Origin of the sequence: Bradyrhizobium sp. CSA207 (assembly GCF_029051685.1) — a bacterium.
Taxonomy (GTDB): Bacteria; Pseudomonadota; Alphaproteobacteria; order Rhizobiales; family Xanthobacteraceae; genus Bradyrhizobium.
Window position 1 is genome coordinate 57,378 of record NZ_JAACFT010000015.1, and the last position, 18,838, is coordinate 76,215.

Sequence of the window (18,838 nt, forward strand, 5' to 3'; positions counted from 1 at the left end):
TGAACCGGGAGCCCGCATGGCCGACACATCCTTCGACGTCATCATCATCGGGTCCGGCCCCGGCGGCTATGTCACCGCGATCCGCGCCGCGCAGCTCGGCCTCAAGACCGCGATCGTCGAAAAATCCTATCTCGGCGGCATCTGCCTGAACTGGGGCTGCATCCCGACCAAGGCGTTGCTGCGTTCGGCCGAGATCTATCACTACATGCAGCATGCCAAGGATTACGGCCTGTCGGCGGAGAAGGTCTCGTTCGATCCGAAGGCTGTGGTGCAGCGCTCGCGCGGCGTCTCGAAGCGGCTGAACGACGGCGTCGGCTTCCTGATGAAGAAGAACAAGGTCAGCGTGATCTGGGGCGCCGCTTCGATCGATGCACCCGGCAAGGTCACCGTGAAGAAGTCTGACGTCGAGGGGCCGAAGGGCGCGCTGGGCGAGGGCAGCTACCAGGCCAAACACATCATCGTCGCGACAGGCGCGCGGCCGCGCGTGTTGCCGGGGCTTGAGCCCGACAAGAAGCTGATCTGGACCTATTTCGAGGCGATGGTCCCAGAGCGGATGCCAAAGTCGCTGCTGGTCGTCGGCTCCGGCGCGATCGGCATCGAGTTCGCCTCGTTCTTCCACACCATGGGCTCCGACGTCACTGTGGTCGAGGTGCTGCCGCAGATCCTGCCCGTCGAGGATGCCGAGATCGCCGGCCTCGCGCGAAAGCGGCTGGAGAAGCAGGGCATCAAGATCATGTCCTCGACCAAGGTGACCAAGCTGGAGAAGAAGGCCGACAGCGTCGTCGCCACCATTGACGACAGCAAGGGCAAGCCGGTCACGACCGAGTTCGAGCGCGTGATCTCTGCCGTCGGCGTCGTCGGCAACATCGAGAATCTCGGCCTCGAAAAGCTCGGCGTCAAAACCGACCGCGACTGTATCGTGATCGACGGCTACGGCAAGACCAACGTGCCCGGCATCTACGCCATCGGCGACGTCGCAGGTCCCCCGATGCTCGCCCACAAGGCCGAGCATGAGGGCGTGATCTGCGTCGAGGCGATCAAGGGCCTGCATCCGCATCCCATGGACAAGAACCTGATCCCGGGCTGCACCTATTGCCAGCCGCAGGTCGCCTCGGTCGGCCTCACCGAAGCCAGGGCCGAGGAGAACGGCCGGGAAATCCGCGTGGGCCGCTTCCCCTTCGTCGGCAACGGCAAGGCCATTGCGCTCGGCGAGGACCAGGGCCTGGTCAAGGTGATCTTCGACAAGAAGACCGGGCAGCTGCTCGGCGCGCATATGGTCGGCGCAGAGGTGACCGAGCTGATACAGGGCTACGTCGTGGCGATGAACCTGGAGACCACGGAAGAAGAGCTGATGCATACGGTCTTCCCGCATCCGACCTTGTCGGAGATGATGAAGGAAGCCGTGCTAGATGCCTATGGAAGGGTGTTGAATATTTGACCACCGCCGTCATTGCGAGCGAAGCAAAGCAATCCAGAGACTTTCCGCGGAGGCAGTCTGGATTGCTTCGCTTCGCTCGCAATGATGAGCAGAGAGAGCCGTTTGCAAAATAAGAAGGAAACCACCCCATGCACGACAACGACAACCTCACCATCGAACGCCCGACCTTCGTCACCCATCTCGAATGCGCGATGGAAGGCGACCGCTACGCCGCCGACGAGGTCCACAATCTCTCCAAGGCCGGAAAGCCGCTGCTGGTCCGCTATGACCTCGGCGGCGTGAAGAAGGCGCTGACCAAGGATGCGCTCAGCCACCGGCCCGCCGACATGTGGCGCTACCGCGAGCTTTTGCCGGTGCGCAAATGCAAGGACATCGTCTCGCTCGGCGAGGTCACCACGCCCCTGATCCGGCTGCCCAAGCTTTCGCGCACACTCGGCGGCGGCGAGATCATCGTCAAGGACGAAGGCCGGCTGCCGACCGGCTCGTTCAAGGCACGCGGCCTGGTGATGGCGGTGTCTATGGGCAAGGCGCTCGGCATCAGGCACATGGCGATGCCGACCAACGGCAATGCCGGCGCGGCGCTGGCGGCCTACGCGACGAGCTGCGGCGTCAAGACTACGATTTTCTGCCCGGCCGATACGCCGGAGGTGAATGTCAGCGAGATCGAGCTGCAGGGCGCGACCGTCTACCGCGTCAACGGCTATATCGACGATTGCGGCAAGATCGTCGGCGAGGGCAAGGCGAAAGTTGGCTGGTTCGACACCTCGACCTTGAAGGAGCCGTACCGGATCGAAGGCAAGAAGACCATGGGCCTCGAGCTCGCCGAGCAGCTCGGCTGGGACGTGCCCGACGTGATCTTCTATCCGACCGGTGGCGGCACCGGCCTGATCGGGATGTGGAAGGCTTTCGATGAGCTCGAGAAGATTGGCTTCATCGGCGCGAAGCGCCCGCGCATGGTCGCGGTGCAGGCCTCCGGCTGCGCGCCGATGGTGCGCGCCTATGAGGCCGGCACCGAGCATGCGACGCGCTGGGAGGACGCCCACACCATCGCCTCCGGCATCCGCGTGCCGCAGGCGATCGGCGATTTCCTGATCCTGCGCGCGGTGCGGCAGAGCAAGGGTTTTGCCATCGCCGTCGATGACGACAAGATCTCGTCTGCGTTGAACGAGGTCGCGCGCGAGGAGGGGCTGCTGCTGTGTCCCGAAGGCGCCGCGACTTATGCAGCCTACAAGGACAGCCTCGCCGACGGCCGCGTCAGCAAGACCGACCGCGTCTTGCTGTTCAACTGCGCCACTGGCCTGAAGTACCCGCTCCCGCCGGTCACGCGCACGCTCGACCGCCACAAGCCGATCGATTACACGCAGTTTTAGCGCGGCAATTCGTTACGAACGATCCCTCTTCCCTATGCGGGGAGAGGGCAAAAATAAGCAAAAATAGGAATGACATCGCTGGGGAGAAGACAATGAAGAAGGCCGTCTGGGCTGCGCTGATCGGTGTTCTTGCTGTCACAAGCGCCGCGCGCGCCGATGATTATCCTTCACATCCCATCACTATCATCGTGCCCTTCGCCGCCGGCGGACCGTCGGACGCGATGGCGCGCGTGCTTGCCGAGCGGATGCGGACGGCGCTCGGCCACCCCCTGATGATCGAGAACGTCACCGGCGCCGGCGGCTCGATCGGCGTCGGCCGCGCCGTGCATTCGCCGCCCGACGGCTACACGATCAGCTTCGGCCATCTCGGCACCCATGTCGCCAACGGTGCCGTCTACAAGCTCAACTTCGATCTCGTTGCCGATCTCGAGCCGGTGGTGCTGTTGCCGAGCAATCCGATGATCGTGGTCAGCAAGAACGCCGTGCCCGCGACCTCGCTCAAGGAGCTGATTGGCTGGCTCAAGGCACGACCGTCGCCCGCGACCGCCGGCACCGCCGGCGCAGGCTCCGGCAGCCACATCGCCGGCGTCTATTTCGAGAGCGTCACCGGCATCAAGCTGCAATACGTGCCGTATCGCGGCACCGCCCCTGCATTGAACGATCTGATCGCCGGCCAGATCGACGTCATCGTCGACCAGACCTCCAACTCCATCAGCCAGGTCCGCGCCGGCACCATCCGCGCCTACGCCATCAGCGACGACAAGCGTCTTGCATCCGCACCGGAGATTCCGACCGCGGAGGAGGCCGGGCTGAAAGGCTTCAACATGGTGCTGTGGTCGGGCCTGTGGGTGCCGAAGGGCACGCCGAAGGAGATCGTGACCAAGCTCAATGCCGCCGCTGTGGAGGCGCTGAACGATCCCGCCGTGAGGAAGCAGCTCGAGAGCCAGGGCCTGGAGATGACGCCGCAGGATCAACTCACGCCCGAAGCGCTCGGCACCCGCCAGAAGGCCGAGATCGCGAAATGGTGGCCAATCATCAAGGCCGCGAACATCAAGGTGGATTGAAGCGGAAGGCGCCTTCGTTTGCGGCTAGACCGACTTCATCGCCGCGAGCAGGCTCGGCGCTGGTGTATCACGTCTCGGCTTCACCGGACCTCGACAGGGCCGTCTCCAGACATTGAATCAGAGCCGGCGTGGCAAACGGTTTCGCTAGAAAGCAGATGGCACCAGCCTCGATCGCGCGCTCGCGCACGGCATCGTCGGGAAATGCCGTCACGAAGATGAACGGCGTGTGACGACCGAGGCGGCGCATATGCATCAACAGATCAACACCGCTCATGGCCGACATCTGCACGTCCGCGATGACGCAGGACGTCGTGTCCAGTTCGGCCGATTGGAGAAATTCGTGAGCGGAGCCAAAGATGCAGACCGTGTATCCCCGCGACGTCAGGAGATTGTTCGTCGCAAGGCGGACGGACAGATCGTCGTCAATGACGGAAATAACCGAAGGGATTGACAAGATAATCGCTCCTGATCGGGGAGCCGCGGGCCGCGGCACCGCCGCCTTTGGGAAAATGGGCTCCTGGAGCGAGCTTGGAAAGCATACTTAGGTTTGCACATTTCCTTTGGTGCATGGGATTCCGAGCGTCTCGGTCATTCTGACGAGATCGGCCAATGATTTCGCGCCCATCTTTCGCATGATCTGCCCGCGATAGATCTTGACGGTAATCTCAGCCAATCCAAGCTCGGCGGCGACCTGCTTGTTCATCAGGCCGGACGCGACCAGGACGAGGATGTCGCGCTGACGCTCCGTCAGGCCTTCGAACCGGGACCGCACGCCTGACATCGACTTCTCGGCATCGCGCCGCTTGCGATCCCGTTCGATGGCAGCCTGGACCGCATCCAGTATGTCCTGGTCTCGCACCGGCTTGGTCAGAAAATCGATGGCCCCGCTCTTCATCGCCCTAACGGTCATGGGAATATCGCCGTGACCGGTGATGAAGATGATTGGGGTGTGGATGCTGGCCTTCGCGAGGTCCGCCTGGAGGTCGAAGCCACTCGAGCCCGGCAGACGGATGTCGAGCACCATGCAGCTGGGGACCGCCGGCGGCTTGGCATCCATGATCTCGGCCGCCGAACCGAAGGCCTCGACTCTGAGCCCGACTGATTGAAAGAGGTTGGTGAGCGCACGGCGCATGGACGGATCGTCATCGACGATCAGGACGATCGGATCATCAGCGCTCGCGTGCGCCGGCGTCGGGTTGGCGTGGTCGGTCACGACATATCCTCGTGCGGCAAGGGCAGGGTAATCTGGAATGTTGCGCCGCTCCCCTCATTTGGAAATGCCGAAAGACGACCCGCGTGGGCCTCGATGATCGATCGGCAAATCGACAGCCCCATTCCCAGGCCGCCCGACTTTGTGGTGAAGAAAGGTGTGAAGATGCGCTCTGTCGCGTCGTTGCCAAGGCCGACACCGTGATCCATCACAGTAAGGAGCAGGCGGCCGTGGCCATCCTCGCCTACCTGACTGGAGCGGATCGCCAGCTCGCGCGGGCGGTCGGTGTTGGCCTGCATGGCCTCGATCCCGTTCATGACGAGATTGATCAGCACCTGCTGCAGCTGGATCCGATCGCCGCAGACTCTGGGCAGACTGGACGCCAGCTCCATTCGCACCGAGACGGCATGAGTGGCAAGCTCGCGCCGAACGAGGGTCACCGTCTCCCTCACGACCTGGTTGATGTCGAGTGGAACCATCTCGATCTCGGTCTTCTTCGCTAGCGCCCTGATCCGGTGGATCACCTCGCTGGCCCGATTGGCGTCCTCGACGATCCATTCCACAGAACGGCGCGCGGAACCCAGTTCGGCCGGTTCGCGGTCGAGCCATCCGATGCAGGCGTCTGCATTGGAGATCACGGCTGCAAGCGGCTGATTGATTTCGTGGGCTATCGAGGCGGTGAGTTCGCCAAGCATCGTGACTCGCGTGACATGGGCGAGTTCGGCTTGCGCCTTGCGCAGCGCTTCTTCGGTCTGCTCGGCGCGGACCGCCGCCGTCACATCGGTACTGACGCCACGATAGCCGAGAAAATTGCCGTTCGCATCGTGGAAGGGCTTGCCGCTGGTGCGTACGTAAATCGGAGATCCGTTGCGATCCCTGCTGCGGTAAACCAGGTCGCGAAACGGAAGATGTGCGTCGATCGCCGCGCGATGCTGCTCCCACTTCTCAGGCTCGAGCTCGGCATCGGGGGGAATGTCCCAACGGGTCAGGCCAATCAAGCCCGTCGGCACGGCACTGGCGGTATCGGCGTGCTCCGATATATGCGTGATACGGTGATCCGGCCCGGTCTCCCAAAACCAGTCCGATGCGGTTTCGGCATAATCGCGGAATCGCTGCTCGGATTGCTTGAGCTCGTCAAAGGCCTTTTGCAGCGCTTCCTTTGCGGCGAACCGCTCGGTGACATCCACGTGCGTACCGATAATTTCCATCACATCGCCGTCGCCACCTATGACGGGATGTCCCTCTGTATGGACGCGTCTTATCGACCCATCCGGACGCACAATCCGAAAATCAATTTCGAAGGGCTGTCTTTGCTGGATTGCCAGACGTTCCATGTCAGCAACCCGTCCAAAGTCTTCGGAGGGGATCCGCTGTTGGAAAGCCCGTGCTGATAAATCGACCTGGTCCGGGTCAAATCCGAACAAGCGGTAGAGTTCAGACGATCGGTAAGCAAACTCCTGGCGACGCACGTCCCAGGCCCAGCTGCTCGTATGGCTGAGGCGTTGGGCTTCGGCCAGATAGGCTTCACTGCGACGCAGCCTCTGTTCCGCCTCCTTTGCGATCGTGACGTCGGTGACAGCCCCGACAAACTCGATGCGCCCGGATGCATGTCTCACCGCGCGCGCCACGGAATGGAGATATTTAAGCGATCCATCAGGCATCAACAGGCGATACTGGTGGTCGAAATCCTCCGCCTCGCGGAAGGCCCGTTCGAGGGTCTTGCCGACCGCATCGCGGTCTTCCGGATGGATGCGCTGGAAAACAAAGCCCAGGGTCGGCTTTACCGCAGGATCACATTGGAAGATGCGAAAGGTTTCCCTCGACCAGACGATCTCGCCGGTCGCCGGGCTCAAGCCGAAGCTGCCGGTGCGGCTCAATTCCTGCGCCTGCGCGAGGTAAGCCTCGCTCTGCCGCAGCCCATCCTCCGCCTCCCTGCGCTGGGTGATGTTTTCGCAAGCGACCAGCACGACCGGCGTGCCGTCGCCACGTAGCATGGCCTTGGCGTTTTCACGAACCCAGAGAACCGAGCCGTCCTTCCGGATCTTGCGGATCTCCCAGGTATGCGACTGGTCCACGGTTTCCAGGCACAACGCTACGCATCGACGGACGAGGTCGTGGTCTTCTTCGAAAAAGACGTTCAGCACGGATTGACCGGTCAGTTCGGCCGCCGTGTAGCCCAGTTGTGCGGCGCCAAATGTATTCACGTTGAGCACGGTCCCGGCCGGATCAACCATGAAGTACATGACCGGATTGTGCTCGAACACCTCGCGCCATTGCTTCACGGCGTCGCGCAGATCGATGCTGTCCTGATTGCTGCTGTCTCGGTCGTTGTTGTCCTGGTCGGTGTTATCCTGCCGCCAGGCATGCCCGATCGCGGAATTATGCTTCGCTCCGCTGCCGAAGGACCGAAGCGCCGCAAGGCCGCCCAACAGAAAATGTGCGGCTGAATTCCCAAGTTTCGCGATCTGGCCAGGCATCATCGCAGGCGTCCCGGCCCGTTGGGGGGCAGGGCGAGTAGAGCATTTTGCGACAACAGGGGCAATTCCCTCCAAAGTACGACTCTGCGGCGAAAAACTCGCGGGCTCCGTGCAGCTTGCGAGCTCTGCATCGTCTCGTTGCGGTGGCATGTCCGGAAATCTACGGAACAAACTTACGTATAGCTCGCACATCCCTAATCATACGGCGCATTTACCTCCGTACAATTGAGAGGTCCGTCGCATGGGGACTAGTCTCACTGGCAATCCAGTGGAGTCGATTTCGAAGCACGAACCGCCGAGTAGCTCGGTGTTGTGCGCCTACGAGGCCAGCTTTGTCTCCGCCGTCGCCCCGACTTGCCGATCATTTGGCCGGTCACGATTGAGAAACCGCATTTCGTTGACGAACGTGGTGACCGTGCACCAGCGCAGGTTGGGAGCCAGGACCATCAGAGGCACCGGTCAGAGGCCAAGAGGAGAGGATCATGTGCGATAAGCCCGAACACTCCGAGCGCCGTCCTGCCGCAAAAAGCTGCGCTGTCTGCAGCGGGAAGTTCGGCCTGATCCGATATTATTCCTGGCGAACGCCGCTCTGCTCGCGGAAATGTCTCGATCGCTTCAGGGCGCGCCGCGAACGAGACCGCCGATGGCTGTTCAAATTTCAGGCGGCGTGAGGATCGGCCGCCAGATCCGCCCCGTTCGGCATTTCTGAATCAGGAGGCCGCGTGTTGAATCGTGTTTGCAAGCTCCTCTTGGCGATCGCGCTACCGCTTCTGTTGATGACGGGGGTGGAGGCCGACGAGGTTGGACAGGACGCTGCACATCATCACCATCCGCTCCAGGATCAGCTCCTGCACGAGGAGTTCTATTCCAGCTGGCACATGCCGGATAATCCGGTGCTGAGTTGCTGCAACAGCGCGGATTGCTACCCGACCGAGATACGCTACGTCGACGGCAGGGTCTACGCGCGGCGCCGGGAAGACGGGAAATACATCCTCATCCCGTCCCAGAAGGTCGAGCGAAATAGAGACAATCCCGACGGCCGCAACCATCTTTGCGCGCCGCCGCCGTCCGCCTCTTTGGTCGATACAGTCTACTGCTTCGCTCTGGGAGGTGCCACGTGAGATTCATACTGGTGAACGGCAGAACCCCTTTCCGCAAAACACACTGTCTATGGTGCTGCGAGGAGATCAGCGGCAGCTACTTGCGCGACGTCAGGACACGGCTGCCCTACTGCGACCACGAGTGCTACGCGATTCATCGCGAAGCTGCGCCGCTGATCGAAAGGCGCACGCGAGCGGCGTCTTGAACGGGCGAGCGGGCGAAAGCTTCGGTGGATTTGCCGTCCGCCTGAGAGGACGTGACGATGAGATTCATGCTCGTCAATCAGGAAGAGCCTCACCACGGCGGTATCTGCAGCGCGTGTGCCCAGCCGCTGGGCTCGAGTTACGTCCGGCATGTGCCCACGCAACGGCGATATTGCGACTATGATTGCTACCGTCGGCATCAGCAGACGACCATAGGAACGCTCTGGCCCTACAGCAATTCGCTCGAGGCGATCACGATGTTCATGGCTATTTCGAGCTGGAGCTGGATGATGCAGATGGGCGCGCTCTCGCGCTCGCTGACCGAGGCATATTTGCGCGCGCACAACCTTCTGACAACGGAAGGAGATGACGGCTAGCCGAGCAATGATGCCGCGCAGAGAAGTCGGCCGCGGTCACTGCATCCAGCTTCGCGCCGCGTCCAGCCCCGGCGTTGCGAGGTTAGGGCGCGGAGGCCGCGGCCGATGCCGTCGGCGCCGCGCTCACTTCCTGCGGTGTGATGCGCTGATCGCTCTTTCCAGCCACCATGCCGCTGCCCTCGAACCGCGCGCGGTAGACCAGCACGTTCTCGATCACGCGCTGGACGTAGTTGCGGGTCTCCGACAGCGGGATGCGTTCGACCCAGTCGACCGGATCGACCTTGGGATCCCGGGGATCGCCGCGCGCCTGCACCCATTCGCGCACCCGGCCGCGGCCGGCATTGTAGCCGGCGAAGGTCATGATCTGGTTGCCGCGGTATTCCGACAAGAGCGCGCTAAGCTCGGCCGCCCCCATCTGAATGTTGTAGACGGGATCGGAGACCATCTTGTCCCAGTCATAGGTCAGGCCGAAGCGTTTTGCGGTGTCGCGGCCGGCTTCCGGCGTCACCTGCATCAGGCCGACCGCATTGGCCGGCGATTTGTCGCGCTGGTCGAACGAGCTTTCGGTGCGCGCCACCGAGTAGATCACGCTGGTCTCGATCGCGGGCGCGACCTGTTTGTGCTCGGGAATGCCGATGGTCGGGAAGGCGTAGTGATCGAGCGCGAGCCCGCGCGCCAGCGCCGTCTTTCCGACCTCCAGCATCGTGCGCGCATCGTTGCGCCGCCCGGCGAGTTCGCCGAGCGCTTCGAGCGCTGCGACGTCGGTGCTCTCCTTGGCGAAATCCTCGGCGTAATAGAACACCACGTCACGCTCGCCGATGCCGTAGAGCATGTCGGCGGCGCGCACGCGCTCGTCCATGGGCGGCGTGTCGGCCGCGGCCAGCACCGGCGAGGGCGGTCGCAGCTCGATCCGGTCGAGGCCGAGCTTTGCCCTGGCGAGCTGGCCGTAATAGGCGGTCGGATAGCGCGCGGCGGCCTGATAGCTCAGGCGTGCGTCGGTCGCCGCGTTCATCGCCTCGGCCGCACGGCCGCGCCAGTAATGCGCCCGCGACAGCGCGAGCGGGTTGGCCGAGCCCTCGTCGATCGCGGCGAAGTGCATCAAGGCGGTTTTGGGGTCGTCGAGATAGCGTAGCGCGATCCAGCCGCACATGAAGTGGTAGTCGACGCGGTAGACCTCCATCGCCGGCACCGCGGCGGTGCGCACCACATCAAAGGCGGTCCTAGACTTGTCCTGGTCGAGCAGCTTGCGTGCGAGCAGGCGCCGCTCGCGCCACCACGCATCGGTGTCCTGCGCCGCCATCGTCTCGGGCGCGGCGGCCAGGATCACTTCGGCCGCATCGTCGATGCGGTCCTTCTGAAGATGCCACTGCGCGCGGCACAGCACGTAGCCGAGATCGCGGCGCGCCCCGGCCGAAACGTCGTCGAGATAGTCCTTGGCCTTGTCCGCCTTGCCGGTGACCGCAGCGCAGGCCTTGACGATCGCGAGCGCATCCTCGCCGAGACGCTTGGCCGCGCGCCGCGCGCCCGCGTAGTCCTTTGCGCCGAGGCGCTTGTCCATGCGGGCGCGATGGTCGTCCGCGGTCAGGAGATCGCGGAACGCCGCGTAGGAATCCTCCTCGCTGCGCTCGGACAATTCATCGCTGCGCCAGGCCTCGCGCACCAGACGCGCGGCCCGGTCGCTGTCGCCCTCGACGAGCAGCGCCCGGGCGAGGGCGAATTTGCCCTTGGCGCTTGTCGGCCGGTCCATGGTGAATTTGTGCACGGTGGCCGCGTCGCTATTTTCCTGCCACAGCCGCGCCTCGGCGCGCCGACGCAGCAGCGCGCTGCTCGGCCAGTCCGGGTTGGCGGCGAGGAAGGCGGCGTAGCGCTTGAAATTCGCCGTGCTCTCGGAATGGCGCAGCATGAACCATTCGGCGAGCTTCTGCCCGGCGGGATCAGCAATGCGGTCGCGCGCCGCGCCGGCGTCATCGTTCTTGCCCTTGCGCGCAAGTTCGATCGCGTCCCTCAGCGCGGCGAGATCGCCGGTGAGCGGCGGCGGTGCCGGCTTGTCCGTCGGCGCGTCATCCTGCTTCTTCGATTTGCGTTTGGCGTCGGCATGTTTGCCGCGGCGCGACTTGGCCGCAGCAGCATGGCGTGGCTTGCCGGATTTCGCTTCATGAGTCTTCTTCGACGCTGATGACTTGTGACTGCTCTTGGCTGCCAGCTCCGTCGGAAGGAACGCCACAGCGGCCATGGTTATGACACACGCGAGCGAGCGTAGGCACTGGTTCATTGCGTGGTCCCCCCCTGCGAAACCAGTACAAACCAAAGTCCGCGACGACATGCGGCTCGAGAATCAAGACGACATCGAAAACGATGATGCGGCATCGTCCCGCATTCCTGACGCTCACGCAACAATGCGGCAAAATACGGATGGAACTTGGGAACTCGAGGAACGGAGGACGAAGGGGCAATTTAACCTTCGTTAACGGATAAGGCTCACAGCGACGGTTGCGGACGCCTGGACGCCGCGAACAGCCAGATTGCGTGTTCCCCAGCTGAAATCCGGTGTATTGAGTTCCCAGACCCGTCCTTTCAGCCTTTGCCCTGCACCTATGCCGATTTTCAACCAGTCGATCCGGCGCAAGATCGTCGGGATCGCCCTCGGATTGATCGTCCTGATGCTGGTCACCTCGATCCTGTCGATGGTGATGTCCAGCCAGGTCGGCGTCCTCCTGGACGAACTGACCAACCGCTACATCCCGGCCTACGGACATCTGGCGCGCACCAATATCCGCTCGCTTGAGCGCGCGCTGGCGCTGCGGCGAATGGTCATGACCAAGATGCAGTCGCCATCGGACGAAGAGGCCTATGCTGCGCGCCTTCGCGAGTTCGAGGAAACGGACCGCAGGATCGAGGAGGAGGCCGAGGGCGCGCGCAGACTCATCAACGCGATTATCGACGATCCCAGAACGCCTTCCGACAATGCCGCGCTGGCGCGGATCGAGATCCGCATTGAAACCGCCGTCACCGATCTGCGCCGCGATCTGGACGAAGACCACGCAAGGCTGCTCAAGCAGGTTGACGCGAGGCAGATGGCGGAGGCCCGCGGCACGCTGGAACATATCGACGCGCTGCGCGACCAGTTCAACCAGAAGATCGACGCGATCCGCGGCGACATGCTGACGCAGGTTTTCTTCAGCACAGCGCAGGTGATAGGTCACCAGCGGCAGGCGATGATCATTTCGGGCATCGTGACCATGCTCGCTGCGATCGTCGGATTTGTTTTTGCGCTGTTGGTCTCCAGCGGCATCACGCGCCCGGTGCGGCTGCTGCTCGCGGGCACCCGCGAGGTCGAGGCGGGCCGCTTCGACAAGGCCATTACGGTGTCGACCCAGGACGAGATCGGCGAGCTCGCCGCCGCCTTCAACCGCATGATCGAGCAGCTGCGTCACAATGAGCGTATCCGCGAGACCTTTGGCCGCTATATCGATCCCAAAGTGGTGCAGGGGCTGATCGACCGGCCGGAGGTTGCCATGGACGGCCAGCGCCGGGTGATGACCATCATGTTCTGCGACATGAGCGGCTTCACCTCGATGAGCGAGGGCATGACCCCGCGCGGCCTCGTCAAGGTGATGAACCACTATTTCACGGTGATGTCCGGCCCGATCAGGAACAACCGCGGCATCATCGACAAATATATCGGCGATGCCATCATGTCGTATTGGGGCCCACCCTTCATCGAGGAGGACGAGCAGGCGCTGCTTGCCGGGCTTGCCGCCATCGAGATGGCCGAACAGGTGCCGGCGCTGCAGAAGCAGTTGCCGGACCTTCTCGGCATCCGCGCCATGCCGGTGCCGTGCGACCTGCGCATCGGCATCGCTACCGGCGAGGTCTTGACGGGCAGCATCGGTTCCGAGCTGATGATGAGTTTTACGGTAATGGGCGACGCCGTGAACCTCGCCTCGCGCCTCGATCTGGTCAACAAGGTCTACGGCACCCGCATCCTGATCTCGCAGGCGACGGCCGATGCGATCGGAGCAGGTCTCGAATTGCGCGAGATCGATCGTCTCGCAGTCGCGGGCCAGAGCGCGCCGCAGGCCATCTTCGAGGTGATGGGCAAGACGGGTATGCTCAGTGCTGCGCAGGAGAGCCTGCGGTTGCACTATGTCGCAGGCCTCGCCGCCTATCGTTTGCGCTGCTTCGACGAGGCGCGCATCGCGTTCAACGCAGCGCTGGAGAGCTTTCCCGGCGACGGTCCCTCGCGCACGCTGCTCGCCCGCATCGCGCAGTTCGATGCCCATCCGCCGGCAGCCGATTGGGACGGCGCCTGGCGGCTGGATGCCAAATAGCGTCTGCGTCGGGAAAAATTTATTCTACCCCATAACGATGTTTGCCGTGACCTATTTGCCGGGCTTAGGTTGAGTGTCCTTGAGGCGTTTGATGGGGACACGCCGATGACAGAGCTTGAGGACAGGCTGGAACGGTTCGAGACGCTCACCGCCGAATGCGAGCTGATTACCAAGCTCGCCACCGACAGCAAAAAGCGCGAATTATATCTGAGGCTCGGGGAGCAGTATCGCCAGCTGGCTGCGGATATGCGGCAGGTGATCGCCGCCAAAGCTGCGACCAAGGCCGCGGCCTGAGGCCGGCTGCAATTCGATCTTAATGTTTGGCGCGCATCCTTCCGGGATGTGAGCGTCGCACTTCACGATTGCTCATAGTGGGAATGCCGGGCTCGTTGCAATGCAGCGTGCCCCGCTGACATCGCTTGCCGTTCCTTACAGGGCAATCCCATGCGCCTTCTTGCGGTCCTCGTGCTCGCGCTGATGACGGCGGCCTGCAATCAGGAGCAGGACATTACCGGCTCGACCGCGTCCTGCCTGATGCGGAACTACAGCTCCTACAATCCCCGCGACATGAACCAGTGCGTCAGCGCCTGCAAGACGTGCGACCACGGCAACACCGTCACCTGCACCACGTCCTGCACGCTCAAGGGTGCGCACTGAGCGGCGCATCCTGGCGCTTCCACGATGCGATGGAACGCTGGCGGGCTGACGGTGTCCCGGCACCGGAACGATTTTCATGGGGTCATCGTTGGAGGAGGGCAGGCAGGACGCGGAGTCCAATGGAATGGGTATGCTCGATCCCGGCCGGTTTCTGGTGTCGTGCTCGCATTGCGATGCCTGGCCGATGGCGGCCAACGTCAAACGTTCGAGCTGGTCAGCGTCCCCGCACGAGGTCCGCTTTGTGTGCCCGCGCTGTCGCCGTGAGGAAACCGCGATCATCGCGGCATCCGGTGAATTGACGCCGATCAGCCGCAGCGACATCCCGCCGCGCGACGTGACGGTGGCGTGGGCCCAGGCTCAGCGCTCAAGAGAGCGAGCCTGAGCGGCAGGCGCTTGCGTTCTGGCGCTCGCCGGCGGGACCGGCATAGGCCGGCTCGTCGATGCCTACGAGATCGTCCGTCTGATCGACCGTTCGGGCGCGCGATGCGGAACGTCTAAGCTTCCCAATCCTGACGCAGATGTCGGGTCGTTGCGAGGGCCGTCAAGCCGCAAGCGCAAAAATATTCCACTTTACCGAAATTCGGATTTGTCGTATGTGTCGGCCATCCCCGCTCGACCTTGAGGGGCGATTGTACGTCGTCACGATACGCGAGCGGGGTTGCGGTGGACGCGGCAGCGTCGGCATGAGTTGGCTGGCAATGACGATGTGGTGAGAACGCGCTCGATGCCCGACGCGTGCCCCGGCGTCTCTTCGACGGTACGTGGCAGAGCCGGAGCCGGAGCCCATCCATCCATCTATCCGTGCCGTGCTGCGCTGCCCATCTGGGTCCCGGCTCGGCGTGGCAACGCTTGCGCGTCGAAGCTTGTCCGGGACACGGGGCAGCGTGGATGGGGAAGGCAACGGTGGGCGACTCACCTGCGGTGCGCTCTGTCACTCGGACGAAAGCGGGCGCGCTGAGCCGACCTCGAAATCTGAAGTTGTGGATGGCCCTCCCGAGAGGGTATCGAGGTAAGGTCATCCGTGTCCTTCGAGCCACGATTGTGCTATCAATGCAACAGTCAGTCGGGATTTAACCCTCATTGCAGGCCGTTCGCACCGGCGCCGCTATTTAGCCACACCTCAACATGAATAAAATCACTCGAATGCTTTATCGGCAGCGGCGCTCTTCCAAAGGCGACGAGAAATCCCAAGGTCGATTCAAATCTTGGGTCTGATTTTTCGGGTCTGAAAGGGTTGGCCAGGGAAACTGATTTGCGATGGTCGCGAAGAGCAACATCAAGCAGAGGCTGCCGAGCCGTCACGTGACGGAAGGCCCTGCGCGCGCGCCCCATCGCTCCTACCTCTACGCCATGGGTCTGACCACCGAGCAGATCCACCAGCCCTTCGTCGGCGTCGCCTCCTGCTGGAACGAGGCCGCCCCCTGCAACATCGCCCTGATGCGCCAGGCGCAGGCGGTGAAGAAGGGAGTCGCGTCGGCCGGCGGCACCCCGCGTGAGTTCTGCACCATCACCGTCACTGACGGCATCGCCATGGGCCATGACGGCATGCGCTCCTCGCTGCCGTCACGCGAATGTATCGCCGACTCTGTCGAGCTGACCATCCGCGGCCACGCCTACGATGCGCTGGTGGGTCTTGCCGGCTGCGACAAGTCGCTGCCAGGCATGATGATGGCGATGGTCCGCCTCAACGTGCCCTCGATCTTCATCTACGGCGGCTCGATCCTGCCCGGCAATTTCCGCGGACAGCAGGTCACCGTGCAGGACATGTTCGAGGCGGTCGGCAAGCATTCGGTCGGCGCCATGTCGGACGAGGATCTCGACGAGATCGAGCGCGTGGCGTGCCCATCGGCCGGTGCCTGCGGCGCGCAGTTTACCGCCAACACCATGGCGACCGTGTCCGAGGCGATCGGGCTCGCACTGCCGTACTCGGCCGGCGCTCCCGCACCTTACGAAATCCGCGATGCGTTCTGCATGACCGCGGGCGAGAAGGTGATGGACTTGATCGCCGCCAATATCCGGCCGCGCGACATCGTCACCCGCAAGGCATTGGAGAACGCGGCGGCCGTGGTTGCGGCCTCCGGCGGCTCGACCAATGCTGCGCTGCACCTGCCGGCGATCGCGCATGAGGCCGGAATAAAATTCGACTTATTTGACGTTGCCGAAATCTTCAAAAAGACACCGTATGTCGCCGATTTGAAGCCGGGCGGCCGTTATGTCGCCAAAGACATGTTTGAAGTTGGCGGCATACCGCTTCTGATGAAGACGCTGCTCGACAACGGATTTCTCCACGGTGATTGCCTCACCGTTACCGGTCGAACGATCGCCGAAAACCTCAAGAGCGTGAAATGGAATCCGCACCAGGACGTGGTGCACCCGGCAGACAAGCCCATCACCGTCACCGGCGGTGTGGTTGGTCTGAAGGGCAATTTGGCGCCAGAAGGTGCGATCGTGAAAGTCGCGGGAATGTCCAACCTGAGGTTCACCGGTCCAGCGCGTTGCTTCGACCGGGAGGAGGATGCCTTCGAGGCCGTCCAGAACCGCACTTACCGCGAAGGCGAAGTCATCGTGATCCGCTACGAGGGGCCCAAGGGCGGCCCCGGCATGCGGGAAATGCTCCAGACCACCGCGGCGCTGACCGGCCAGGGCATGGGCGGCAAGATCGCGCTTATCACCGACGGCCGCTTCTCCGGCGCCACCCGCGGCTTCTGCATCGGCCATGTCGGGCCTGAGGCCGCGATCGGGGGGCCGATCGGACTGTTGCAGGATGGCGACATCATCGAGATCGACGCGGTCGCCGGCACCCTTGACGTAAAATTGAGCGACGATGAGTTCGCTCAGCGCAAGACCAAATGGCGCGCTCGCGCGACTAACCATACGTCGGGTGCGCTCTGGAAATATGCTCAGCAGGTTGGGCCGGCGATCGATGGGGCGGTAACCCATCCCGGCGGCGCGCACGAGAAACAGTGTTATGCGGACATCTAGGCGTGCCATAGTTGCGTTTGTGTTGGGGGCTGCTGCGCTGGCCGCGCCGGCGCTCGCCTTCGACGGTGCCCCCGTCAACCAGAAGGATGCGGCCATCCCAGTGGTCACCACCTTGCCCGGTGTCACAGGCAAGGTGCGCAATGTGCCGCCGGCCGTGGCCAGCCAGGAAATCTCGCTCAGCGCCCTGCAATATGCCGCCGAGGGCGGTCATCCGATCGCGCAGTGGAAGCTCGGCCGCATGTACGCCAATGGCGACGGTGTCGCCCAGGACGATGTGCGCGCATTCGAATATTTCAGCCGGATCGCGAACGCCCATGCCGAGGACAGCCCGTCGGCGCCGCAGGCGCAGATCGTGGCCAACGCCTTCGTCGCGCTCGGCCGCTACTATCTCAGCGGCATCCCGAACTCGAAGGTCAAGTCGGATCCGGACCGGGCGCGGGAGATGTTCTCCTACGCGGCGTCCTATTTCGGCAATGCGGATGCGCAGTACGACCTCGCCCGGCTCTACCTGAAGACGCCGGATGCCTCGCGCGAGGATTTTCGCTACGGCGCACGCTGGCTCGGCCTTGCCGCGCAGAAGGGCCAGCACGAGGCCCAGGCGCTGCTCGGTCAGATGCTGTTCAACGGCGATCGCCTGCCGCGGCAGGCCGCGCGCGGCCTGATGTGGCTGACCCTGGCGCGTGACAGCGCCGGTGCCGAGGAGATCTGGATCAAGGAAAGCTACAATCGCGCTTTCGCCAAGGCCTCCGACGACGACCGCGCCATGTGCCTGCAAATGCTCGAACAGTGGGTGCAGGGCCGCCGCGAGTGAGCCTGCAGAGGCGGCGTCAGGCCGCCTCCAAGGCCAGATCCGCCCATACCGGCACGTGGTCCGACGGCTTCTCCCAGCCGCGCACATAGCTGTCGATGCCGACATTGGCGAGCCGGTCGCTGGCCTGCGGCGACATCAGCAGATGATCGATCCGCAGGCCCTGGTTCTTCTGCCAGGCGCCGCCCTGATAGTCCCAGAAGGTGTAGAGTCCGGGCTCGTCGGTGACCGCCCGCAGCGCGTCGGTCAGGCCGAGGCCGAGCAGGGACTGAAAGCTCTCCCGCGTCTCGGCCTTGAACAGGGCGTCCCCGGTCCAGGCGGCAGGATTGTGCACGTCGCGGGCGGCGGGGATGACGTTGAAGTCGCCAGCGAGGATCAGCGGGTCCTCGGCCTTAAGCCGCTCCTTCGAATACTCAAGAAGCCTCGACATCCATTTGAGCTTGTAGGGATATTTCTCGGTCCCGACCGGATTGCCGTTGGGCAGATAGAGGCAGGCGATGCGCAGCACGCCGCGCTTGAGCGTCACCACGCCCTCGAGGAAACGGGCATGCGCATCCTCGTCATCGCCGGCAAGTCCCGACTTGGTCTCGTCGAATGGCAGTTTCGACAGCAGGGCGACGCCGTTGAAGGTCTTCTGGCCGTGCGTGACGACGTTGTAGCCCATGGCCTCGATCTCTAGCCGCGGGAAGGCCTCATCGACGCATTTGATCTCCTGGAGGCAGACGATGTCCGGCTGGCACTCCCGGAGCCAAGTGAGGAGATGCTCGATCCGCTGCCGGACCGAGTTCACGTTCCAGGTGGCTACTCTGATTGGCATTGC

General features: G+C 63.3%; 16 protein-coding genes. 11 read left to right on the top strand and 5 right to left on the bottom strand.

What is annotated here, in order from left to right:
• Positions 1–16: 16 nt before the first annotated feature.
• The 3 genes from lpdA to GWG65_RS18360 all read left to right on the top strand — a co-directional run bounded on the left by lpdA (position 17) and on the right by GWG65_RS18360 (position 3,872).
• Entirely contained in the window at positions 17–1,438 is a 1,422-nt protein-coding gene (gene lpdA, locus GWG65_RS18350; RefSeq protein ID WP_275196952.1) for a dihydrolipoyl dehydrogenase, read from the top strand.
• A gap of 128 nt (positions 1,439–1,566) precedes the next feature.
• The gene (locus GWG65_RS18355; RefSeq protein ID WP_275196953.1) at positions 1,567–2,808 is read left to right on the top strand and encodes a threonine synthase; all 1,242 of its coding nucleotides are present in this window, start codon (positions 1,567–1,569) and stop codon (positions 2,806–2,808) included.
• Between the two features lie 92 nt (positions 2,809–2,900).
• Positions 2,901–3,872: a tripartite tricarboxylate transporter substrate binding protein BugD gene (locus GWG65_RS18360; RefSeq protein ID WP_275196954.1), complete on the top strand. Its 972-nt coding sequence runs from the start codon at positions 2,901–2,903 to the stop codon at positions 3,870–3,872.
• Positions 3,873–3,939: 67 nt separating this feature from the next.
• Here GWG65_RS18360 and GWG65_RS18365 read toward each other — a convergent pair whose 3' ends face one another.
• The 3 genes from GWG65_RS18365 to GWG65_RS18375 form a co-directional block, all read right to left on the bottom strand.
• The gene (locus GWG65_RS18365) at positions 3,940–4,326 is read right to left on the bottom strand and encodes a response regulator (RefSeq protein ID WP_275197072.1); all 387 of its coding nucleotides are present in this window, start codon (positions 4,324–4,326) and stop codon (positions 3,940–3,942) included.
• Positions 4,327–4,413: 87 nt separating this feature from the next.
• Entirely contained in the window at positions 4,414–5,085 is a 672-nt protein-coding gene (locus tag GWG65_RS18370) for a response regulator transcription factor (RefSeq protein WP_275196955.1), read from the bottom strand.
• A complete protein-coding gene (locus GWG65_RS18375) occupies positions 5,082–7,562 on the bottom strand; it encodes a PAS domain S-box protein (protein WP_275196956.1) in 2,481 nt (826 codons plus the stop codon). The genes GWG65_RS18370 and GWG65_RS18375 overlap by 4 nt, the downstream gene beginning before the upstream one ends.
• A gap of 719 nt (positions 7,563–8,281) precedes the next feature.
• Between GWG65_RS18375 and GWG65_RS18380 the strand changes: the two genes are divergently transcribed.
• Entirely contained in the window at positions 8,282–8,680 is a 399-nt protein-coding gene (locus GWG65_RS18380; protein WP_275196957.1) for a hypothetical protein, read from the top strand.
• 251 nt (positions 8,681–8,931) lie between these two features.
• A complete protein-coding gene (locus tag GWG65_RS18385; RefSeq protein ID WP_275196958.1) occupies positions 8,932–9,240 on the top strand; it encodes a hypothetical protein in 309 nt (102 codons plus the stop codon).
• 82 nt (positions 9,241–9,322) lie between these two features.
• Here the strand turns inward: GWG65_RS18385 and GWG65_RS18390 are convergent, their stop codons facing one another.
• On the bottom strand, positions 9,323–11,512 hold the full coding sequence (locus GWG65_RS18390; protein ID WP_275196959.1) for a transglycosylase SLT domain-containing protein: 2,190 nt from the start codon (positions 11,510–11,512) through the stop codon (positions 9,323–9,325).
• A 322-nt stretch (positions 11,513–11,834) separates the two neighbouring features.
• Here GWG65_RS18390 and GWG65_RS18395 point away from each other — a divergent pair, with 322 nt between their 5' ends.
• The 6 genes from GWG65_RS18395 (at position 11,835) to GWG65_RS18420 (ending at position 18,021) form a co-directional block, all read left to right on the top strand.
• Positions 11,835–13,571 (top strand): adenylate/guanylate cyclase domain-containing protein, encoded by a 1,737-nt coding sequence (locus GWG65_RS18395; protein ID WP_275196960.1) that lies wholly within the window; start codon positions 11,835–11,837, stop codon positions 13,569–13,571.
• A 105-nt stretch (positions 13,572–13,676) separates the two neighbouring features.
• A complete protein-coding gene (locus GWG65_RS18400; RefSeq protein WP_275196961.1) occupies positions 13,677–13,865 on the top strand; it encodes a hypothetical protein in 189 nt (62 codons plus the stop codon).
• Positions 13,866–14,015: 150 nt separating this feature from the next.
• Complete coding sequence (locus GWG65_RS18405; protein WP_275196962.1) at positions 14,016–14,228, top strand: hypothetical protein; 213 nt, start codon at positions 14,016–14,018, stop codon at positions 14,226–14,228.
• Positions 14,229–14,352: 124 nt separating this feature from the next.
• Complete coding sequence (locus tag GWG65_RS18410; protein WP_275196963.1) at positions 14,353–14,610, top strand: hypothetical protein; 258 nt, start codon at positions 14,353–14,355, stop codon at positions 14,608–14,610.
• A gap of 875 nt (positions 14,611–15,485) precedes the next feature.
• Entirely contained in the window at positions 15,486–17,210 is a 1,725-nt protein-coding gene (ilvD, locus tag GWG65_RS18415; protein ID WP_275196964.1) for a dihydroxy-acid dehydratase, read from the top strand.
• Complete coding sequence (locus GWG65_RS18420; protein ID WP_275196965.1) at positions 17,197–18,021, top strand: tetratricopeptide repeat protein; 825 nt, start codon at positions 17,197–17,199, stop codon at positions 18,019–18,021. The genes ilvD and GWG65_RS18420 overlap by 14 nt, the downstream gene beginning before the upstream one ends.
• Positions 18,022–18,037: 16 nt before the next feature.
• Here the strand turns inward: GWG65_RS18420 and xth are convergent, their stop codons facing one another.
• The gene (xth, locus tag GWG65_RS18425) at positions 18,038–18,835 is read right to left on the bottom strand and encodes an exodeoxyribonuclease III (RefSeq protein WP_275196966.1); all 798 of its coding nucleotides are present in this window, start codon (positions 18,833–18,835) and stop codon (positions 18,038–18,040) included.
• Between the last annotated feature and the right edge of the window lie 3 nt (positions 18,836–18,838).